The sequence below is a fragment of the Persicimonas caeni genome, from assembly GCF_006517175.1.
GTDB classification, from domain to species: Bacteria; Myxococcota_A; Bradymonadia; order Bradymonadales; family Bradymonadaceae; genus Persicimonas; species Persicimonas caeni.
This window is the reverse complement of the sequence record NZ_CP041186.1, coordinates 1774374-1790809: the sequence shown is the minus strand read 5'-3', so window position 1 is coordinate 1790809 and position 16436 is coordinate 1774374. Positions and strand designations below refer to the sequence as shown.

Annotated in this window: 14 protein-coding genes; 6 read left to right on the top strand and 8 right to left on the bottom strand. The window is 67.1% G+C overall.

Translation table 11 applies throughout. From position 1 onward, the window contains the following. Nucleotide 1 precedes the first annotated feature (1 nt). Genes FIV42_RS06640 through FIV42_RS06610 form a run of 7 tightly spaced genes read right to left on the bottom strand, consistent with a single transcriptional unit; the run spans nucleotide 2 to nucleotide 3657 of the window. On the bottom strand, nucleotides 2–271 hold the full coding sequence (locus tag FIV42_RS06640) for a F0F1 ATP synthase subunit C (RefSeq protein ID WP_141196914.1): 270 nt from the start codon (nucleotides 269–271) through the stop codon (nucleotides 2–4). Then, nucleotides 264–965, bottom strand: a complete 702-nt coding sequence (locus FIV42_RS06635) for a F0F1 ATP synthase subunit A (RefSeq protein ID WP_141196913.1) — start codon at nucleotides 963–965, stop codon at nucleotides 264–266. Before FIV42_RS06635 ends, FIV42_RS06640 begins: the two co-directional genes overlap by 8 nt. A gap of 18 nt (nucleotides 966–983) precedes the next feature. Next, the gene (locus FIV42_RS06630; RefSeq protein WP_168210467.1) at nucleotides 984–1253 is read right to left on the bottom strand and encodes an N-ATPase subunit AtpR; all 270 of its coding nucleotides are present in this window, start codon (nucleotides 1251–1253) and stop codon (nucleotides 984–986) included. After that, nucleotides 1253–1549: an AtpZ/AtpI family protein gene (locus FIV42_RS06625; protein WP_222615398.1), complete on the bottom strand. Its 297-nt coding sequence runs from the start codon at nucleotides 1547–1549 to the stop codon at nucleotides 1253–1255. The genes FIV42_RS06630 and FIV42_RS06625 overlap by 1 nt, the downstream gene beginning before the upstream one ends. 2 nt (nucleotides 1550–1551) lie before the next feature. Beyond that, nucleotides 1552–1944, bottom strand: coding sequence for a F0F1 ATP synthase subunit epsilon (locus tag FIV42_RS06620; protein ID WP_222615397.1), 393 nt, complete (start codon nucleotides 1942–1944; stop codon nucleotides 1552–1554). Next, a complete protein-coding gene (gene atpD / locus FIV42_RS06615; protein ID WP_141196910.1) occupies nucleotides 1941–3377 on the bottom strand; it encodes a F0F1 ATP synthase subunit beta in 1437 nt (478 codons plus the stop codon). The genes FIV42_RS06620 and atpD overlap by 4 nt, the downstream gene beginning before the upstream one ends. A gap of 7 nt (nucleotides 3378–3384) precedes the next feature. Then, nucleotides 3385–3657, bottom strand: a complete 273-nt coding sequence (locus tag FIV42_RS06610; protein ID WP_168210466.1) for a hypothetical protein — start codon at nucleotides 3655–3657, stop codon at nucleotides 3385–3387. A gap of 378 nt (nucleotides 3658–4035) precedes the next feature. Here FIV42_RS06610 and FIV42_RS31395 point away from each other — a divergent pair, with 378 nt between their 5' ends. The 6 genes from FIV42_RS31395 (at nucleotide 4036) to FIV42_RS06580 (ending at nucleotide 14538) form a co-directional block, all read left to right on the top strand. Next, nucleotides 4036–6228 (top strand): integrin alpha, encoded by a 2193-nt coding sequence (locus FIV42_RS31395; protein ID WP_168210465.1) that lies wholly within the window; start codon nucleotides 4036–4038, stop codon nucleotides 6226–6228. 219 nt (nucleotides 6229–6447) lie between these two features. Then, nucleotides 6448–8244, top strand: coding sequence for a serine/threonine-protein kinase (locus tag FIV42_RS06600; protein ID WP_168210464.1), 1797 nt, complete (start codon nucleotides 6448–6450; stop codon nucleotides 8242–8244). After that, nucleotides 8219–9184 carry a PEGA domain-containing protein gene (locus FIV42_RS06595; protein WP_141196906.1) on the top strand — a complete coding sequence of 322 codons (966 nt, stop codon included), beginning with the start codon at nucleotides 8219–8221 and terminating at the stop codon, nucleotides 9182–9184. The genes FIV42_RS06600 and FIV42_RS06595 overlap by 26 nt, the downstream gene beginning before the upstream one ends. A 127-nt stretch (nucleotides 9185–9311) precedes the next feature. Beyond that, a complete protein-coding gene (locus tag FIV42_RS06590; RefSeq protein WP_168210463.1) occupies nucleotides 9312–11129 on the top strand; it encodes a VCBS repeat-containing protein in 1818 nt (605 codons plus the stop codon). Nucleotides 11130–11590: 461 nt separating this feature from the next. Further along, complete coding sequence (locus FIV42_RS06585; RefSeq protein ID WP_141196904.1) at nucleotides 11591–12670, top strand: alpha/beta hydrolase family esterase; 1080 nt, start codon at nucleotides 11591–11593, stop codon at nucleotides 12668–12670. Then, nucleotides 12667–14538: an SUMF1/EgtB/PvdO family nonheme iron enzyme gene (locus FIV42_RS06580; protein WP_141196903.1), complete on the top strand. Its 1872-nt coding sequence runs from the start codon at nucleotides 12667–12669 to the stop codon at nucleotides 14536–14538. Before FIV42_RS06585 ends, FIV42_RS06580 begins: the two co-directional genes overlap by 4 nt. Nucleotides 14539–14893: 355 nt before the next feature. On the opposite strand, the gene FIV42_RS06575 is transcribed toward FIV42_RS06580, so the two are convergent. Further along, complete coding sequence (locus FIV42_RS06575; protein WP_141196902.1) at nucleotides 14894–16342, bottom strand: pyridoxal phosphate-dependent decarboxylase family protein; 1449 nt, start codon at nucleotides 16340–16342, stop codon at nucleotides 14894–14896. Between the last annotated feature and the right edge of the window lie 94 nt (nucleotides 16343–16436).

The following is a 16436-nucleotide window of genomic DNA, read 5'->3' as shown; positions in this document are numbered from 1 at the left end:
TTTATCCGCCCGCGACCGCGGTCCAGAATGGATTGGCGAAGATCAGAATCATCGCCACCACGAAGCAGTAGATGGCGGTCGACTCGACCATCGCCAGGCCCACGAAGAGCGTGCGCGTGATCGTGTTCGACTCGTCGGGTTGCTGGGCGATGGCGCTCAGCGCCTGGGCCAGCGCGCGGGCTTCGCCCAGCGCCGGGCCCACCGAGCCGATCGCCATGGTCAGCCCGGCGGTGATGATGGAGACCATCGCGATGGTGCTCATTTCAGTCATGGGTGGTTCCTTGCGGCCCCTCGGCCGACGGTTGAGCCTGCGTGGCCGACGCGATGTAGACGGCAGCCAAAACAGCGAAAATATAGGCTTGAATCATTCCAGTAAGCAGCCCGAGTGCATTCATCAGCACCGGGAAAAAGAGCGGGGCCAGCGCCAGCAAGATGGCGGCGATGAGCGTGCCGCTCATGATATTGCCGAATAGGCGCACGGCCAGGGCGACGGTGCGCGAGAAGTCGCCGATGATGTTGAACGGCAGCATGAAGATCGACGGCTGGGCGTAGCTCTTCAGATATCCCCACAGGCCACGTTGGACGATGCCGTAAAACGGCACGGCCACGAAGACGCACAACGCCAGCGCCGTCGTCGTCGACAGCGACGCGGTCGGCGCCTGATAAAACGGGACGATGAGCAGCAGGTTGCTCATGCCGATGAACAAGAAGAGCGTCCCCACAAACGGCAGATACCGAGTCCCGCTGCCACGGGTGATCTCGGCGAGCTGGGTGCGAATCTGGTCGACGAGCACCTCGAGAAGGTTCTGCCAGCGCGGGATCTCGGCCCCGCGCGACAGGTTGCGCGTGATCAACCACGAACCCACGACCAAGATCGCGCTGACTACCCAGCCGAACACAATCGTGGCGTTGAGCTCGAAGAAGCCCCAGCGCGCATACACGATGCTGTCGGGTGTGAGTTCCATGAGGTGGCCGGTGGGGGCTTAGGTCGTCGGAGCGGCGGGGCGCATTTTGCGCGTGGTGGCGATGCGCACGCCCAAGAAGGCGACCAGCGCGGCGCCCAGGGCGGCCAGACCGACCTGCAACACGGCGAAAAATCCCACGAGGAGGAGCACCCCGCGTGCTACGAAACTCGCCAAGAGCTTCCACGCTTTGCCGTCTTCGACGACGCGATTGACCGTCCACCAGAGGCCGCCGAAATAGGCGGCGCCGAGCAGCAGGCCGGCTGCGAGTCCGATCAAGATCTGTGTCATCATTCTGCCTTGCTCTCTTTGGACACCCAGTACCAGGCGTTCATACATCCCAAAAATACCCCGGCCAGTAGCAAAGCCAGGGTCCACGAATAGTCGTCGTCGAGCGTGCGATCGAGCCAAACCCCCAGCGCGACCATGGCGACCGTCGGGAGCGCCACGGCCCAGCCAACGAGGCCGAAGAGTCCGAGTCCGTGCCAGAGACTGCGCTTTTCGGTGCGTCGTGCGTCGAGCTTCTTCTCGACCTTTTTTCGCACCTCGTCGGGCAGCCGTTCGTTATGTGGGCCGGTCTCGTCCACGCTCAACTCCGCTCTTTGAGCTCGAGAAACCGACGCACGAAGCCTGCCTCGAGCTGCGCGGCGGCCGCGCGTGCGTCGCGCTCGTTCTCGTCCAGAGTGCGATATTGCCGACGCACCGTCTGGTTCAGCGTTTCGAGGTCGTCGTCGACCACCGCGCGTCGTACCGACACACGTACGTCCGCCCCCACCTTGACCACGATTCCCTGGTCGACCGCGGCGAACATCTCGGCGCCGGCCTCGTCGACCCAGGTCAAAATGCCGGGCACGAGGGCGGAGGTGAAGTCGATATGGCGCGGCAACAGGCAAAACGAGCCGTTGGGCGCTTCGCAAATCACCTTCCGGGCGGCCTCGTCGACCAAGACCTGGTGGGGCAGCGCGATTCGAAGGCGGATCATTCGGCAGCCTCCTCGAGCTTGTCCTGCTCGAGCTTGTCCTCCTCGATAGGGGCCTGCGGGCGCTTCGCCTCGTCGACTCCGCCGATGAGGTAGAGCGCGCTCTCCGGGTAGTCGATGAACTCGTCGTCCAAGATACGCTCACAGCCGTCGAGCGCCTCGGCGAGCGGCACGAACCGCCCCTCTTTGCCGGTGAACTGCTCGGTCGTGAAGAACGGCTGGGTCAAAAATCGATCCAGGCGCCGGGCGCGCGCCACCGTCAGCCGGTCTTGCTGGGACAGCTCCTCCATGCCGAGCATGGCGATGATGTCCTTGAGCTCCTCGTACTCCGCCAGCGTCTTTCGAATGCGCCGGGCGATGCGGTAGTGGCGCTCTCCGACGATATGCGGGGCGAGCATCTTGGAGTTCGACTCGAGCGGGTCGACCGCCGGGTACAGGCCCTCGCTGGCGCGTTTTCTGGACAGGACGACCAACGAGGAGAGGTGGCCGAAGGTGTGGACCACCGCCGGGTCGGTGAAATCGTCGGCGGGCACGTAGACCGCCTGAACCGAGGTGATCGCGCCGCGCGCGGTCGAGGTGATGCGCTCCTCGAGTTCGGCGAGCTCGGTGGCCAGAGTGGGCTGATAGCCGACGCGCGAGGGTAGGTGGCCCATCAGGCCGCTGACCTCCGAGCCGGCTTGGATAAAACGGAAGATATTGTCGATGAGCAGCAGCACGTCTTGGTGGCGCTCGTCGCGAAAATACTCGGCCATCGTCAGCGCGGTGTGGCCCACGCGAAAACGCACGCCCGGGGGCGTGTCCATCTGGCCGAATAGCAGCACCGTCTTGTCGAGCACCCCGGCGTCCTTCATCTCGCGGTAAATCTCCTCGGCTTCGCGATTGCGCTCGCCGATACCGCAAAAGAGACTCACCCCGGAGTGCTCGCTGGCCACGTTGTGGATGAGCTCGGTGATCAGCACGGTCTTGCCGACCCCGGCGCCGCCGAAGAGCCCGGCCTTGCCGCCGCGCTCGAGGGGGGCGAGCACGTCGAGTGCTTTGATGCCGGTCTCGAAGATTTCGGTGGTGGTTCGTTGCTCGGCGAGGGGCACCGAGCGGCCGTAGATGGCCCGTTGTTCGAGGTCGTCGAGGGGCTCGCCGCCGTCGACGGGCTCGCCGAAGACGTCGAACATGCGCCCGAGGACCCGCGGGCCCACGGGGACGCGGATAGGAGAGTCGGTGGCCACGAGCGCGCTGCCCCGGCGAAGCCCGCCGGTGGGCGTCATCGCGATGGCGCGCACGGTCTGCCCGTCGACGTGCGACAGGACCTCCAGGCGCACCTGGCCATCCTCGGTCGTCACGATTTCGCGCACGTCGGGCAGGTGCGCAGGGAAGCGCGCATCGACCACACTTCCACGCACTGATAGCACAGTGCCATGTTCAGTACGTGGAGGCTGCATGGCTTGCCTAGTCGTCGGAAATTCTTACGGGCGCAAGTGCCGGGCGCGTCAGCAGGAATCCACCCAGAGCGGCCGGAACGGCGACCCAACCGACGCTGGCGAGAACGTATGCGCCGCCGCCCATGGCTGCAAGCCGCACGGCGTGGCCGGTCGTGTTCACGAAGCGGCCCCAGGGGCACTGGACGTCGTGCTTTTCGGCCACGCGGCGCAGTGAAAAGTGAGCTGCGCACAGGCCGGCGCCGACGAGAAAACCGAACATCAGAAGGTGGATGAGCGTCATCATGATCTTGGTGGTACGTACGAGAGGTAGAACTACGAGGCGAGCGCGCGGCGAGCGTCCGACTACGCCGGGGCAAAGACGCCTCTGCCGTGACTTGGGTGCAATTTAGGATCCAATCCGCATATTTTGCCGATTTTTTTGAAAATCGACGCGGGTCACCCCCTGGCCAAGGGTATGACGGCTGAGGAGGGCGCAGTCTTCCTGCAAATTTTGCAGGCGGGGTGGACGTGGGCGAAATTATTGCGCGGCAGGGCCCCGATCGTGTCGGACACCCGTGCGAGGGGGCTCGGGTGTGGGGCAAATTTGACCGTCTGCGCGCTGCAGTGCTACCGTGACGTATCACATCAAATTGACGCAGACGCCACGAGTTGGGTGATGATGGGCATGCACGTTGCGGTAAGGCTGGGGTGGTGGACGGTGCTCGCGCTCGCTGTGGCGGCGCTGTTGGTGGGCGCTGGTTGCGCAGGTGATACTCAAGGCCAGAGCTGCCAGACCGACGCCGACTGTCAGGCCGGCTACCAATGCGCGTCGACCGGAGGCGTGCTCTTCGGGGCGAAAATCTGCCTCCTCGAGGCCGCAGGTGGGGCCGATGCCGGCGACGTCGGTGGCGCCGATGGTGCGTCCGCCGACGCTGGGTCGGACGCGAGCACCGACGTGAGCCTCGACGCCAATGCCGATGCCGGCGACGTCGACGCGTGCGCCGACGCCGGTTGCCAGGAAGACGTCGTCGATCACGACCCGGACGACGACGGCATCCTCGACGCCTCCGACAATTGTCCCACGGTCGCCAACCCCGACCAGCTCGACACCGATGATGACGGCGCCGGCGATGCGTGCGACGACGACATCGATGACGACGACCTGCCCAACGCCCAGGACAATTGCCCGGCGGTAGCCAACCCCGACCAGCTCGACCTCGACGGTGACGGCGAAGGCGACCTGTGCGACGCCGATGACGATGGTGACGGCGTCGACGACGGCGCCGACAATTGCCCGCAGTTGGCGAACCCCGACCAGGGCGACCACGACGGCGACGGCGTCGGGGACTTGTGCGACCCAGACATCGACGACGACGGTCTGGCCAACGCCGACGACAACTGCCCCCAGCGTCACAATCCGCTGCAGACCGACCGCGACGCCGACGCCATCGGCGACGCGTGTGACACCGAGCTTCGCGTGGCCCACAGCGACGCCCACCTCCACGGGGCCTCGACCATCGACTCGCCGAGGGCCTACAACTGGCGAGTCGTCGGAGGCGCCGATATCACCGGCGACGGAGTGCCCGACCCGATCATCAGCGGCCACTTCTATTTCAGTTTCTCGGGCAACGGCAACTTTCTCTCCTCCGTCTATGTGTTCGACGGCGCCTCCCAGCCCACGGGCGCCCTCGAGTTGAACGCGGCGTGGACGTCCTTTTTCGTCGGCGGTGGCTCGACCAGCACCGGTCGCGCGCTCGCTCACCCCGGAGACGTCAACGGCGACGGCGTGGCCGACCTGCTCATCGGCAACCCCACCATCGACAACAAGGGAGCGGCCTACCTCATCTACGGAGGCGGGAGCGGAGGAACCGGCAAGGCTCTCCCGACCGACGCCGACGTCGAAATCAACGGTCAGTCCTCGGGCGCCGAGGCGGGCATGGCCGTCGCAGCCGCCGGCGACCTCAACGACGACGGCTTCGACGACTTGGTCATCGGTGAACCGGGCCACAACGCCGGGACGGGGCGCATCCACATCATCTTCGGCGCACCCTCGCTGCCCGGTGCTCTGCAGCTTCCCGGCGATGCCGACGTGACCCTGGTCGGTGCGGCGGCGGACGCCGCCGGTGTCGCGTTGTCGTCTGGCGGCGACCTCGACGGCGACGGCATCGACGATCTGCTCGTGGGCGCGCCCGCCGAGTCGAGCAACACGGCCACCGGCGGCGTCTACTTGGTGCGCGGTTCCGCCTCACTCGGCGCTCAGAGTGGCCAATTGGCCGACGTCGGCGTGCGGTTGCGCCCGTCGAGCGGCCAACCCGAAAAGTTTGGCGCGTCCGTCGCTCACGCGGGCGATGTCGACGCCGACGGCATCGGCGACTTTGTGGTGGGCGCCCCGCAGGCGCTCGACGCGAGCGGCCAAGCGACGGTCGGAGCAGTCTATGTGGTCTTCGGCTCCTCCGCGCTGCCCGGCGCCGGCGCTGCTCAGGACGTCGACCCGCTGGGCATTCGCATCGAAGGCACGCAGTCACAATCACGCCTGGGCATCAGCGTCGCCGCCGCCGGCGACGTCGACGCCGACGGCATCGCAGACGTACTCCTCGGCGCCGACAAGCACCAGGTCGCCCAGGAGCAAGTCGGCGCCGCCTTCGTCGTCCACGGCCACCGCGACGCCAAGCAATTGATCGGCAACGCGTTTCCCGTCGACCTGGCCGGCGTGGCGTTCGTGGGCGGCGGCCCCGGCCATCGGCTCGGCTATTCGGTCTCCACCGCCGGCGACCTCGATGGCGACGGTCAATCCGAGCTGCTCATGAGCGCGCCCGGCTTCGACACCGACGCCCGAGACGCCGGCGCGGTCTTTCTCTTCTACGGCCTTTGAACGGCGGAGACTGCTGTGGGGCAAATAGACACCTCGGTGGGCTAGATACGGCGGCGCTCGACGCCAAAACTGGCCTCACACGCGCGGATATGCTAGCCTCGCTTGCAGTTTGAAAGTTGACGCCTCTTCCACGGCGGCCCCACGCGCTCGGACAGCGCCGGTCGCCCGCACCTCGGCGAGCCCATGAGTGCTGGTCAGACACAACTTGGTCGGTTTCAAATGCCGCGCGTCGGGGACGTCCTCGAGGGGCGCTACGAGATCAGGCAGGTGCTCGCCACCGGCGGCATGGGCGTCATTTTGCGCGCCAAACACCTGCGCATGGGGCGCGAGGTCGCCATCAAGATCTTGCACCCGCATATCGCCCAGGAAGACCACGTCGTGGCTCGCTTCGAGCGCGAGGTGCGCCTGGCCCAGATGCTCAACCACCCCAACACCATCCGCCTGTACGACTTCGGAGAGGCCGAAAACGGGCTGATCTACGTGGTCATGGAGCTGTTGGAGGGCGCCGACCTCAAAGAGGTCATCGCGCAGGAGGGGCCGCTGCCGCTCGGCCGCGCCGTCGAAGTCACCATGCAGGTGCTCGACGGGCTCGGCGAAGCGCACGAGCAGGATTTCGTCCACCGCGACCTCAAGCCGAGCAATATCTTTCTCACCCAGGACCGCCGCGGCCAAGACCAGGTCAAAATCCTCGATTTCGGCATCGCCAAATCCCTCGAGGAGGGCGGCTCGGACCTGACGGCGACCGGCTCGATCTGCGGCACCGCCGCCTACGTCGCCCCCGAGTACCTGCACGATCCCACGCCTCAAAAGGCTGCCGACGTGTACGCCGTCGGGCTGATCTTGCTCGAGATGCTCACCGGCCGGCGCGCCTTCAGCGGCACGACGACCGCGCAGACGTTGATGATGCAGATGCAGCGCCACGTACAGGTGCCCCGCCGGATCGCGGCGACGCCGCTCGGCGAGGTCATCCTTCGGGCGACGCACAAAGAGCCCGCCCAGCGCTACCAGAACGCCGACCAGATGTTCGAGGCGCTCGAGGCGATCGTCGACCGGCTTCCCGCTGACTTGCGGCTACGTCCCACGCAGGTCGGCGAGTTACTCCGCCCCCAGTCGGGCGCGTTCCCCGGAAGCAAGCCGCCGACCGCCGAGCTGCCGACCCACTCGCCGAGCCACCAGCAGGATTCGAGCAGCAGTCTGCCGCAGGCCAATCAGACGCCGCCGACCGGTGAGCATTCCTCGCCGGCGCTCGGCCAGCCGCCGGCCCACGACATCGAGAATGACGCCACGCTCGTCACGCCGTTCCCGTCGCCCAAGAGCCCCACTCCGGAGCCGGAGCTGCGCGCGCCGAATTATATCCAAGACACGATGCCCGGCACGGCGGCCACCGACGAAAAGAGCAAAGGCAAGGCGCTGTGGGTTGTCGTCGCTGCCGTCGTGTTGGCCGCCGGCGCGGGCGCCGCGTATTTCGCGACGAGCTCGTCCGACGGCGAGCAGGCCCCCATCGAGTTGGGAAGCCAGACCGCGGTCGAAGGCGAAGAGGCGAAAGCTCCCGCGCCGGAGGCTATTGCGGTCGACGACGACGAACAAGCTCCGGCGCTGGGCGAAGCGGGCGCCGAAGAGGGCGCCGAGGCCGAAAACGACGAGCCTGTGCTACCTGCGCCGGTCGAATTCAGCATCGAGAGCACGCCCTCCGGGGCGACCGTTTACGCTGGTGACGAGCCTCTCGGACAGACGCCGCTCGACCACTCTTTCGAGCCGGGCGCGTTGCCGATGACGCTGCGCTTCGAAAAAGAGGGCTTCGAGACGTCCAGCCTCGAAGTGACCGCCGACTCGGACAAGACGCAAACTGTCGAGCTGGCCGCGCTGCCCAAACCCGAGCCGAAGCCGCAGGTCGAGAAGCGCCCGCAGCGAGTCAACAAGCCGGCGCCCAGCACGCGTCAGAAACCCGCCAACAAGCCAAAGCCGAAGAAAGAAGGCGAGGAAAACGTCGATGAGTTTTTGGACGAGTATCTGTAGAACCTCACTGGCGCTGAGCGTGGTCGCCGTCGGGCTGTTCCCCCAGGTGGCGCGTGCCGCCAAGCCTTCCAAGGAAGAGCTCCAAACCTTCAAGCAGTTGGTCAAGCAAGGCTCGCAGCTGCGCGACGATGGCCAACCGTGGCAGGCCCTCGACAAGTTCGAAGAGGCCCGCCAGATCCTCGACCACCCCAAGCTCGCCTTCAATATCGGAAAGCTGCACCAGCAGACGGGCGCCTGTCAGAAGGCCAAGGACGCCTACACCGATGTCCTCGCCCGGCCCAAGCTGCCGGACGACGTGCGCGTCGAGGTCGTCGAGCAGCTCAAGAGCGCCGACGATTGCAAGCCGTTCGCCACCCTCAGCCTCGAGTGTACGCCGCCCAACGCCACGGTGCAGGTCGGCGAGAACACCCTGACGTGTCCGCTTCGCCGCAAGGTGACGCCGGGGGCGTTCGAGTTGGTCGTCAGCGCGAACGGATATGCCGAAAAGACCGTCAACGTCACGCTCGAGCCGGGCAAGCTCGTCGAAGAGAAGGTCGCGCTCGAAGAGGCGCAAGAGCAGCAGGTCGAAGCCCCTCCCGTGGCCGACAGCGGCGGCGAGACGCCCTGGATGACCTACGCCGCCTACGGTTCGATGGGCGTGGGCGCCGCGCTTCTGGTCGGGGGCATCGCCTCCGACTACAGCGCCCAATCGCGCGCCGAGGAGTTCGTGGCGGCCAATAACAGCGGCGACCGCCAGCGCGCCCAGACGCTCAAGAGCGAAGCCGACAGCGCCCAGGTGCGCACCGTCGTGCTCTATTCGGCGGGCGCGGTCCTGTTGGGCGGCGGCGTCGCCCTGTGGGCGATCGAGACCCAGGGAGAGGGCGACGAGGCCGCCACCGTGAGCACCGAGGTCGGCTGGGGCTCCGGCGGACCGGCGGTGCGCGGCGTGCTTCGGTGGTAGGCGCCGGGCGGGTCGACGATTTTTTGTGTTTTGAGTGTTTGAATATGTGTTGGTTGCGGGAGTGGGTTCGATGTCGAGCAGTAGGTGGATAGGCGCGTCCCGACATATCGTGGCGTGTGCTTTCGGAGTGGCAGCGCTATTCGCTGCGAGCGCGTGTAGCTCGCCTGCCGGCCAAGCATGCGAGGCCGACGCCGACTGCCAACCGGGCTACGAGTGCGTGTCGACCGGAGGCGTCGCCTTTGGAAGCCGCATCTGCCTGCTCGCCGAAGAAGCGCCTGTCGATGCGTCCGATACCAGCGCAGACACGCCCCCTGACACCGGCCGAGACGCCGCCGACACGGTGTCTGACACCGTGTCCGACACCGCGAACGACGTCGCGCCGGACGTGGCCGACGCGAGTGACACGTCTGAGACCGACACCTGCGACGAAGGCTGCGGCGTCGACACCGACGGCGACGGCGTCATCGATTCGGAAGACGGCTGCCCCAATCGCGCCAACCCCCACCAACGCGACCGCGACGCCGACGGCGTCCAAGACGCCTGCGACTACCAACTCTCCGTCGACTTTGCCGATGCCTCCTTTTTCGGGCCCACGCAATCCTGTTGCGGCGGGACTGTTCCGTGGCGCGTCGCCGGCGGCGGCGATCTGACCGGCGACGGGCGCGACGATATCGTCATCACCGGCCACCGAGACGCGACGTTCGCGTTGTGGGTCATCGACGGCTCGGCCGCGCTGCAGGGCGCCGTCGACCTGAACTCGGCCGTCGCGACACTCGAGGTACCCCAATACGGCGACCGCGGGCTTGCCGTCGACGCGTCGGGAGACGTCAACGGCGACGGCGTCGACGACCTGCTCGTGGGCCAGCCCGGCTGGAATGGCGACAAGGGGCGCGCGCTCCTCTTCCTCGGCGGCGCCGGCTTGCGCGGCGACCTTCTGCGAGATGGGCCCGATGGCGAGTACTACGAGCGGATCGAAGACAGGCTCGGCTACGCGGTCGACATCGCCCCCGACCTCAACGGGGACGGGCTCGACGACATGGTCGTCTCCGAAGGCCGCGGCGGGGGCGTCGGCGTGGAGGATGGGCGTGTCCACATCATCTTCGGGCGTCCAGTCCCAACCGACCGCATGTACCTGGGCCCCAGCGAAGGCGCGGACGTGCGCTTGCTCGGCACGAATGACGAGGGCGCCGGGCGCTCGTTGGCCGGAGTGGGAGATATCAACGGCGACGGCCTGGGCGACCTGGTCGTCGGCGCGCCGCTGGCCGCCGCCGACGCGGGCGCGGCCTACGTGGTCTACGGCAACAGCACCTGGACGGACGAGACCTTCGAGATCGGCGACGTCGCCGTCCACCTGACCCCTCCCGACAGCCGATCGGCCGGAAGCCTCGGCGCGGCCGTTTCGCCCGCCGGCGACCTCGACGGCGACGGCGCCCGCGACCTTTTGGTGGGCGAGCCGCTCGTCGGCGGCCCTGACGGTGCTGACGAGTCCGGCGCGGTCTATGTCGTGTTCGGCGGCTCGACGTTGGGCACCGCGGGCAGCTTGGTGCCCATCGCCGATGCGTCGGTGCGCCTACAAGGCACCGCCGACCGTGGCCAAGCAGGCAGCGCGCTCGCCGCGGTGGGCGACCTCGACGGCGACGGATTCGACGACGTGCTCGTCGGCGCCCCGTTGGTGGCTGAAGATGCAGCCTCGATGCGACGGGCCGGGGCGGTGCACCTGGTCTACGGTTCCGAAGAAGCCGCGCAACTCGAGGGTCAATCGGTCGAGATGGGCGAATGGGCGCGCGATTTCGTGGGCCCCAACAAGGAAGCCTCGTTGGGCTTCTCGGTCAGCCCCGCCGGCGATATCGACGCCGATGGCCGCCCCGACGTGCTCGTGACGATGTCCGGCATGCACGATGCGCGCGATGTCGCCGGCGCTGCCTTTCTCTTTTACGGTCAATAAGTACATTCACGGAAGCACTCGCACGATTGAGGGTTCGGTGCGTGGGCATCTTGCCCTCGTGTTGCTCGGTGCGGGGGCATCTTGCCCTCGTGTTGCTCGGTGCGGGGGCATCTTGCCCTCGTGTTGTTCGGTGCGTGGGCATCTTGCCCTCGTTTTGTTCGGTGCGTGGGCATCTTGCCCTCGTGTTGTTCGGTGCGTGGGCATCTTGCCCTCGTGAGCGAGAGCTGGAAGCACCCGCACCGATTGAGAGTTCGGTGCGTGGGCATCTTGCCCTCGTAAGCGAGAGCTGGAAGCACTCGCACGGATTGACGACAGCCCTCCGTGATTGCACTCAGCCTTTCCCTTTGTGACCTTTGCGCCCTTCCCGGTTAGCCCCCCACACCAACACTTGCATTTCACCCATACCTAAAGTAAGTAAGCGCTTACTTATAGGCGCGTGAGGCACCTTCTCGGACAAGATCATGAAAGCGATTGCGAAACTGGCCCTGCTCGTCGCCCTGGCCGCAGGCGTCGTCGCCGGTTGCGGGGACGACAAGCAGAAGCCCGACCCGGCGAATTCGTGCGAGTTTGCCAACGACGGCACCTGTGACGAGCCGGCCAATTGTGCGCTCGGCACCGACTCGGCCGATTGCGTGGCGGCGTGTGAGAGCGGCGAGGCGCTGTACTTGTTCGCGGCGGCCTGTGCGCACCGCGAGGAGTCGGCCGAGCCGGCCTACGCCGCCCCGGACCCGTCGGCCGGCGACCAGCCGGTGACGGGCTTCGTCGACCGGACCACGCCGGTGCCCAGCGGGCTCGAGGACGTCGGCGAGGTGCAGCGCCACTACCGCGTCGACGTCCCGCGATTCTATGATCCGGCCCGGGCCTATCCGCTGGTCATCAACATGCCCGGGCACCGTGTCGGGCACCGTGTGATGGCCCCGCACACCGATCTGACGCGCACCGCCGACCTCAACGCCTTCATCGTGGTGTACGCCGGCCAGGAGTTTCGCCAGGGCCGCTGGGCGTGGTGGACGGATTGGGACTGGGCGAACGCGACCGACGAGAACCCCGACTTCCAGTTTTTGCGCCAGATCATCGACGAGGTCGGCGCCGACTACAACGTCGACCGGCGCCGCATCTACCTGAGCGGGCACTCGCGCGGGGCGGCGATGGCGTTTATCGGGGCCATCGAGCTCTCCGACCTCATCGCCGGCGCGGTCGTCCAGTCGGGCTTCACCGAGTTCGGCTACCTCGACGAGCGCTTGAGCGCGTGGGACGGCCGCCAGGTCCCGCTCGTCTTCATCCACGGGGTCCAAGATGACGACGTGTGCATCGACTGCCGCCCCGGGGGCACTTGCGCGGCGGCGCCTGGTCGCAGCTGCGCCCAAGGCATGCACGCCGCCGACGCCATCGTCGAGCGCCTCGAAAGCCTCGGCTGGCAGCGCGGCGAGAACCTCGTGTACCACCGCCTCGAAAACGTCGCTCACCGCTGGCAATCCCAGCTCAACCAGCAGTGGTGGGACTTTTTGTCCGAGCGTCCCCTGCCCGGGAGTGACCAATGAAGACGTCTCTTACGACGAGCATGACCACGACCATCGCCTTCAGCGCGCTGCTGCTGAGCGCGGGCGCCGCACACGCCGCCAACAAGCAGGCCGACAAGCAAGCCCAGGCCCCCGAGGTCCACCCGTCGACGATGGTCGCGCTCGAAGGGGGCACGTTCACCATGGGCACGAGCACCGACGAGGAGCTCGGCCGCTACGGCGACCGCTGGTTCGTCAACGAGCAGCCCGCCCACGAGGTGACCGTCGACGCCTTCTCCCTCGACCGGCACGAGGTCACGGTCGCCGAGTTCGCCCTCTTTTTGACATGGGCGGCCGGCGACTATCACTGGCATCCCAACCAGCACATCGAGAAGGTCGACGGGGGCTATTTGCCCGTCGAGGGCACCGCGAACGAGCCGGTGCGCTTCGTGACCTGGCAAGCTGCCGATCACTACTGCAAGTGGGCCGGAAAGCGCCTGCCCACCGAGGCGGAGTGGGAGTATGCGGCCGCCGGGACCGACAACCGCGAGTTTCCGTGGGGTGACGAGGGCGCTGGCTGCGAGGCCGCCAATTACTTCGCCGGGGCCTCGTTTTGCCAGCAGGGCGTGCTCGACGTGGGCAGCCTGGCGGCCGGGCAGACGCCCGAGGGCGTCTTCGACATGGCGGGCAACGTCGCCGAGTGGGTTGCCGACCCGTACGCGCGCTACGCCGAGGACGGCGCCGCGCAGACGAACCCCACCGGCCCCCAGCCGACCGACGCGGAGGCCGGTACGCTGCGCGTGGTGCGCGGCGGCGGACACCTGTCGAGCGGGCGCTGGCGCCGCACGAAGGCGCGCTGGGGCGCCAACCCCGAGCGCCGCTCGCGCAATATCGGCTTTCGCTGCGCCTGGGACGCCGACCTCGCTGCTCCCCCGGACGGCGCGGTGCGCGGCGAGTTGAGCGCGCCCGCCGACGAAAACCGCCGGCAGACCGACCGCCCCCTGGCTCCCGCCGCCGAGCTTCCCGCAGTTGTCACCGAGGGCCTCCTCGAGCCCGGCCCCATCGTCGCAGCAGGCGGCCAGTGGTACGTCCTCGACCGCGGCGCGGGCAGCATCGTGAGCATCGACCCGACCGACTGGACCGTCGCCTCGGTCTACGAGGGCCTGAACACGCCCACCGAGATGGTCACCGACGGCGCCTCGCTTTTCGTCGCCGACCCGGGCGCCGAGACGATCGTGCAGGTCGATCCGAACGACGGCACGAGCACCACACTCGCCGACGCCCAGGTCGATCCCCGCGCGCTCACCGCCAACGAAACTCACGTGGTGTGGCTCTCCGAAACCACGCTGCGCCGCTACGACACGGTGTCTGACACCGTCGAAGACGTGCTCACAGATCTGGTGGGTCCGTCCGGCGTCGAGTTGGTCGGTCCCACGATTTTTTACAGCACGAAGGGGAGCGCCGCCGAGACCACGCTGTCGTATATCGACACGAGCGGAGCCGAGGGCGCCCAGGTCATGATCGACAAGGACAGCATCGGGCTTGGCGACAACATGCAGTATTTCTACACCCAGCACATCCACGTCGACGCCGAGGGCTGGCTATGGTTCGACCTTCGCTACCGAAGCTTCCCGAATAACGCGCTGGCGCTGTGTCGCATCGACCTTCAGGAGGGTTCGGGCGACTGCCCGACCTACACCCCGCCGCCGCACCACGCGCGCATGGCGACCGTGGGAGCGACGGCTTACTTTCCAGTGCGCAACACGATCATTCGGTACACCTATGGCGAGGACGACGCGTTCAGCGAGGTCACGCCGTGGACGCGCGCCGGCGGGATCGTGGCGACCGAGGAGTTTGTGGTGTGGACCGACGAGCAGAACGGGCGGGTGTACTACCGGGACGTGCGCTGAGCATGGGCGTTGGCCGCCAATCGGAGCGAGTGCTTCCAGCGCTCGCAGACGAGGGCAAGATGCCCACGCACCGAACCCTCAATCGGTGCGGGTGCTTCCAGCGCTCGCAGGCGAGGGCAAGATGCCCACGCACCGATTAAGCAGGCGAGGGCAAGATGCCCACGCACCGATTAAGCAGGTGAGGGCAAGATGCCCACGCACCGATTAAGCAGGCGAGGGCAAGATGCCCACGCACCGAACCCTCAATCGGTGCGGGTGCTTCCAGCGCTCGCAGACGAGGGGCAAGATGCCCACGCACCGATTAAGCAGGCGAGGGCAAGATGCCCACGCACCGAACTAGTCGCGACCTTTACGGTTAGCTCTCCCCTGCAACCAAGTCCACCTTCTCACAGATCAAGCGCCACGCGAGTTCGACGTCGTCGAGGGTGGTTTGCCATTGGCCTATGGCCATGCGCAGGGTGTAGCGGCCGGCGAGGCGGGTGTGGGTGAGGTGGACGCGGCCGTCGGCGTTGACCTCGCGCAGGAGCTTCTCGTTGAGGCGGTCGAGTTCGGCTTCCGCGGATGGGTCGGACGCGTCGAGCTCGGGCGGGTGGTAGCGGAAGCAGACGAGGCCGAACGGCGAGGGCGCCAGCGGCTCGAAGCGTGGGTCGTCCTCGACCCAGCCGCGGAAGGTCTGGGCCATGTCGATATGGGCGCGGATCATCTGGCGCAGGCCCTCGACGCCGTAGGTGCGAATCACGAACCACAGCTTGAGCGCGCGGAAGCGGCGGCCCAGCGGGATGCCCCAGTCGCGGAAGTTGGGCGCGTCTTCGTCGAAGTCGGTCTTGAGGTATTCGGCCTGGCGTTGGCAGGTGTGCAGCAGCTCGTCGACGTCGCGCACGAAGTAGGCCGAGCAGTCGAAGTTGGTGAGCAGCCATTTGTGCGGGTTGAACACGAAGCTGTCGACGAGCTCCATGCCGTCGAGGATGTCGCGTTTTTCGGGCAGGACGGCCGCCGAGCCCGCGTAGGCGGCGTCGACATGGTGCCAGACACCATGTTTTTGGCAGATTTCGCCGATGGCGCGCACCGGGTCGATGGCGGTCGACGAGGTCGTGCCCACCGTCGAGACGACGCACGCGGGCACGAGCCCGTCGGCCAGGTCGGCTTCGATCATCTCGCGCAACTGGTCCGGCCGCATCGCGAAGGTCTCGTCGACGGGCACGCCGCGCAGGTTCTCGAGGCCGAACCCGGCGAGCTTGACGCCCTTGGCGATCGACGAGTGCGCCTCGCTCGACGCGTAGACGACGAGCTTGTCGGCGCCCTCGGCCGCGCTGCCGCTCTTGCCGAACCCGTGGCCGGTCGCCTTCTCGCGCGCGGTCAGAAGCGCCACCAGCGTCGAGGTCGACGCGGTGTCCTGAATCACGCCCGTGAACCCGTCGGGCAGCCCCAACATCTGCGACAGCCACCCCATGACGACCTGCTCGAGCTCGGTCGCCGCCGGCGAGGTCTGCCACGACATGCACTGCGCCCCGATGGTCGCGGTGAGCATCTCGCCCAGGATCGACGGCGGGCTGTGATTGGCCGGGAAGTAGGCGAACCACCCCGGGTGATTCCAGTGGGTCATGCCGGGGACGATGACGTCCTGGAAGTCCGCAAACACCCGCTCGAACGGCTCGGCCTCCTCGGGCGGGGCGCCCGGGATCTGCTCGCGAATCTCGCCCGGCTCGACGTCGGGCACCACCCGGCGCTCGCCGACCGTCTCGAGGTAATCGGCCATCCAATCGACCAGTTGGTGGGCGTATTTGCGAAAATCGTCACTGTTCATGGGTTCTGCGATGTCGGGGGATTCACCACGGAGAACACGGGGGACACTGAGTTAACCAATACGTCCCTTCTCCGTGTCCCCTGTGTTCTCCGTG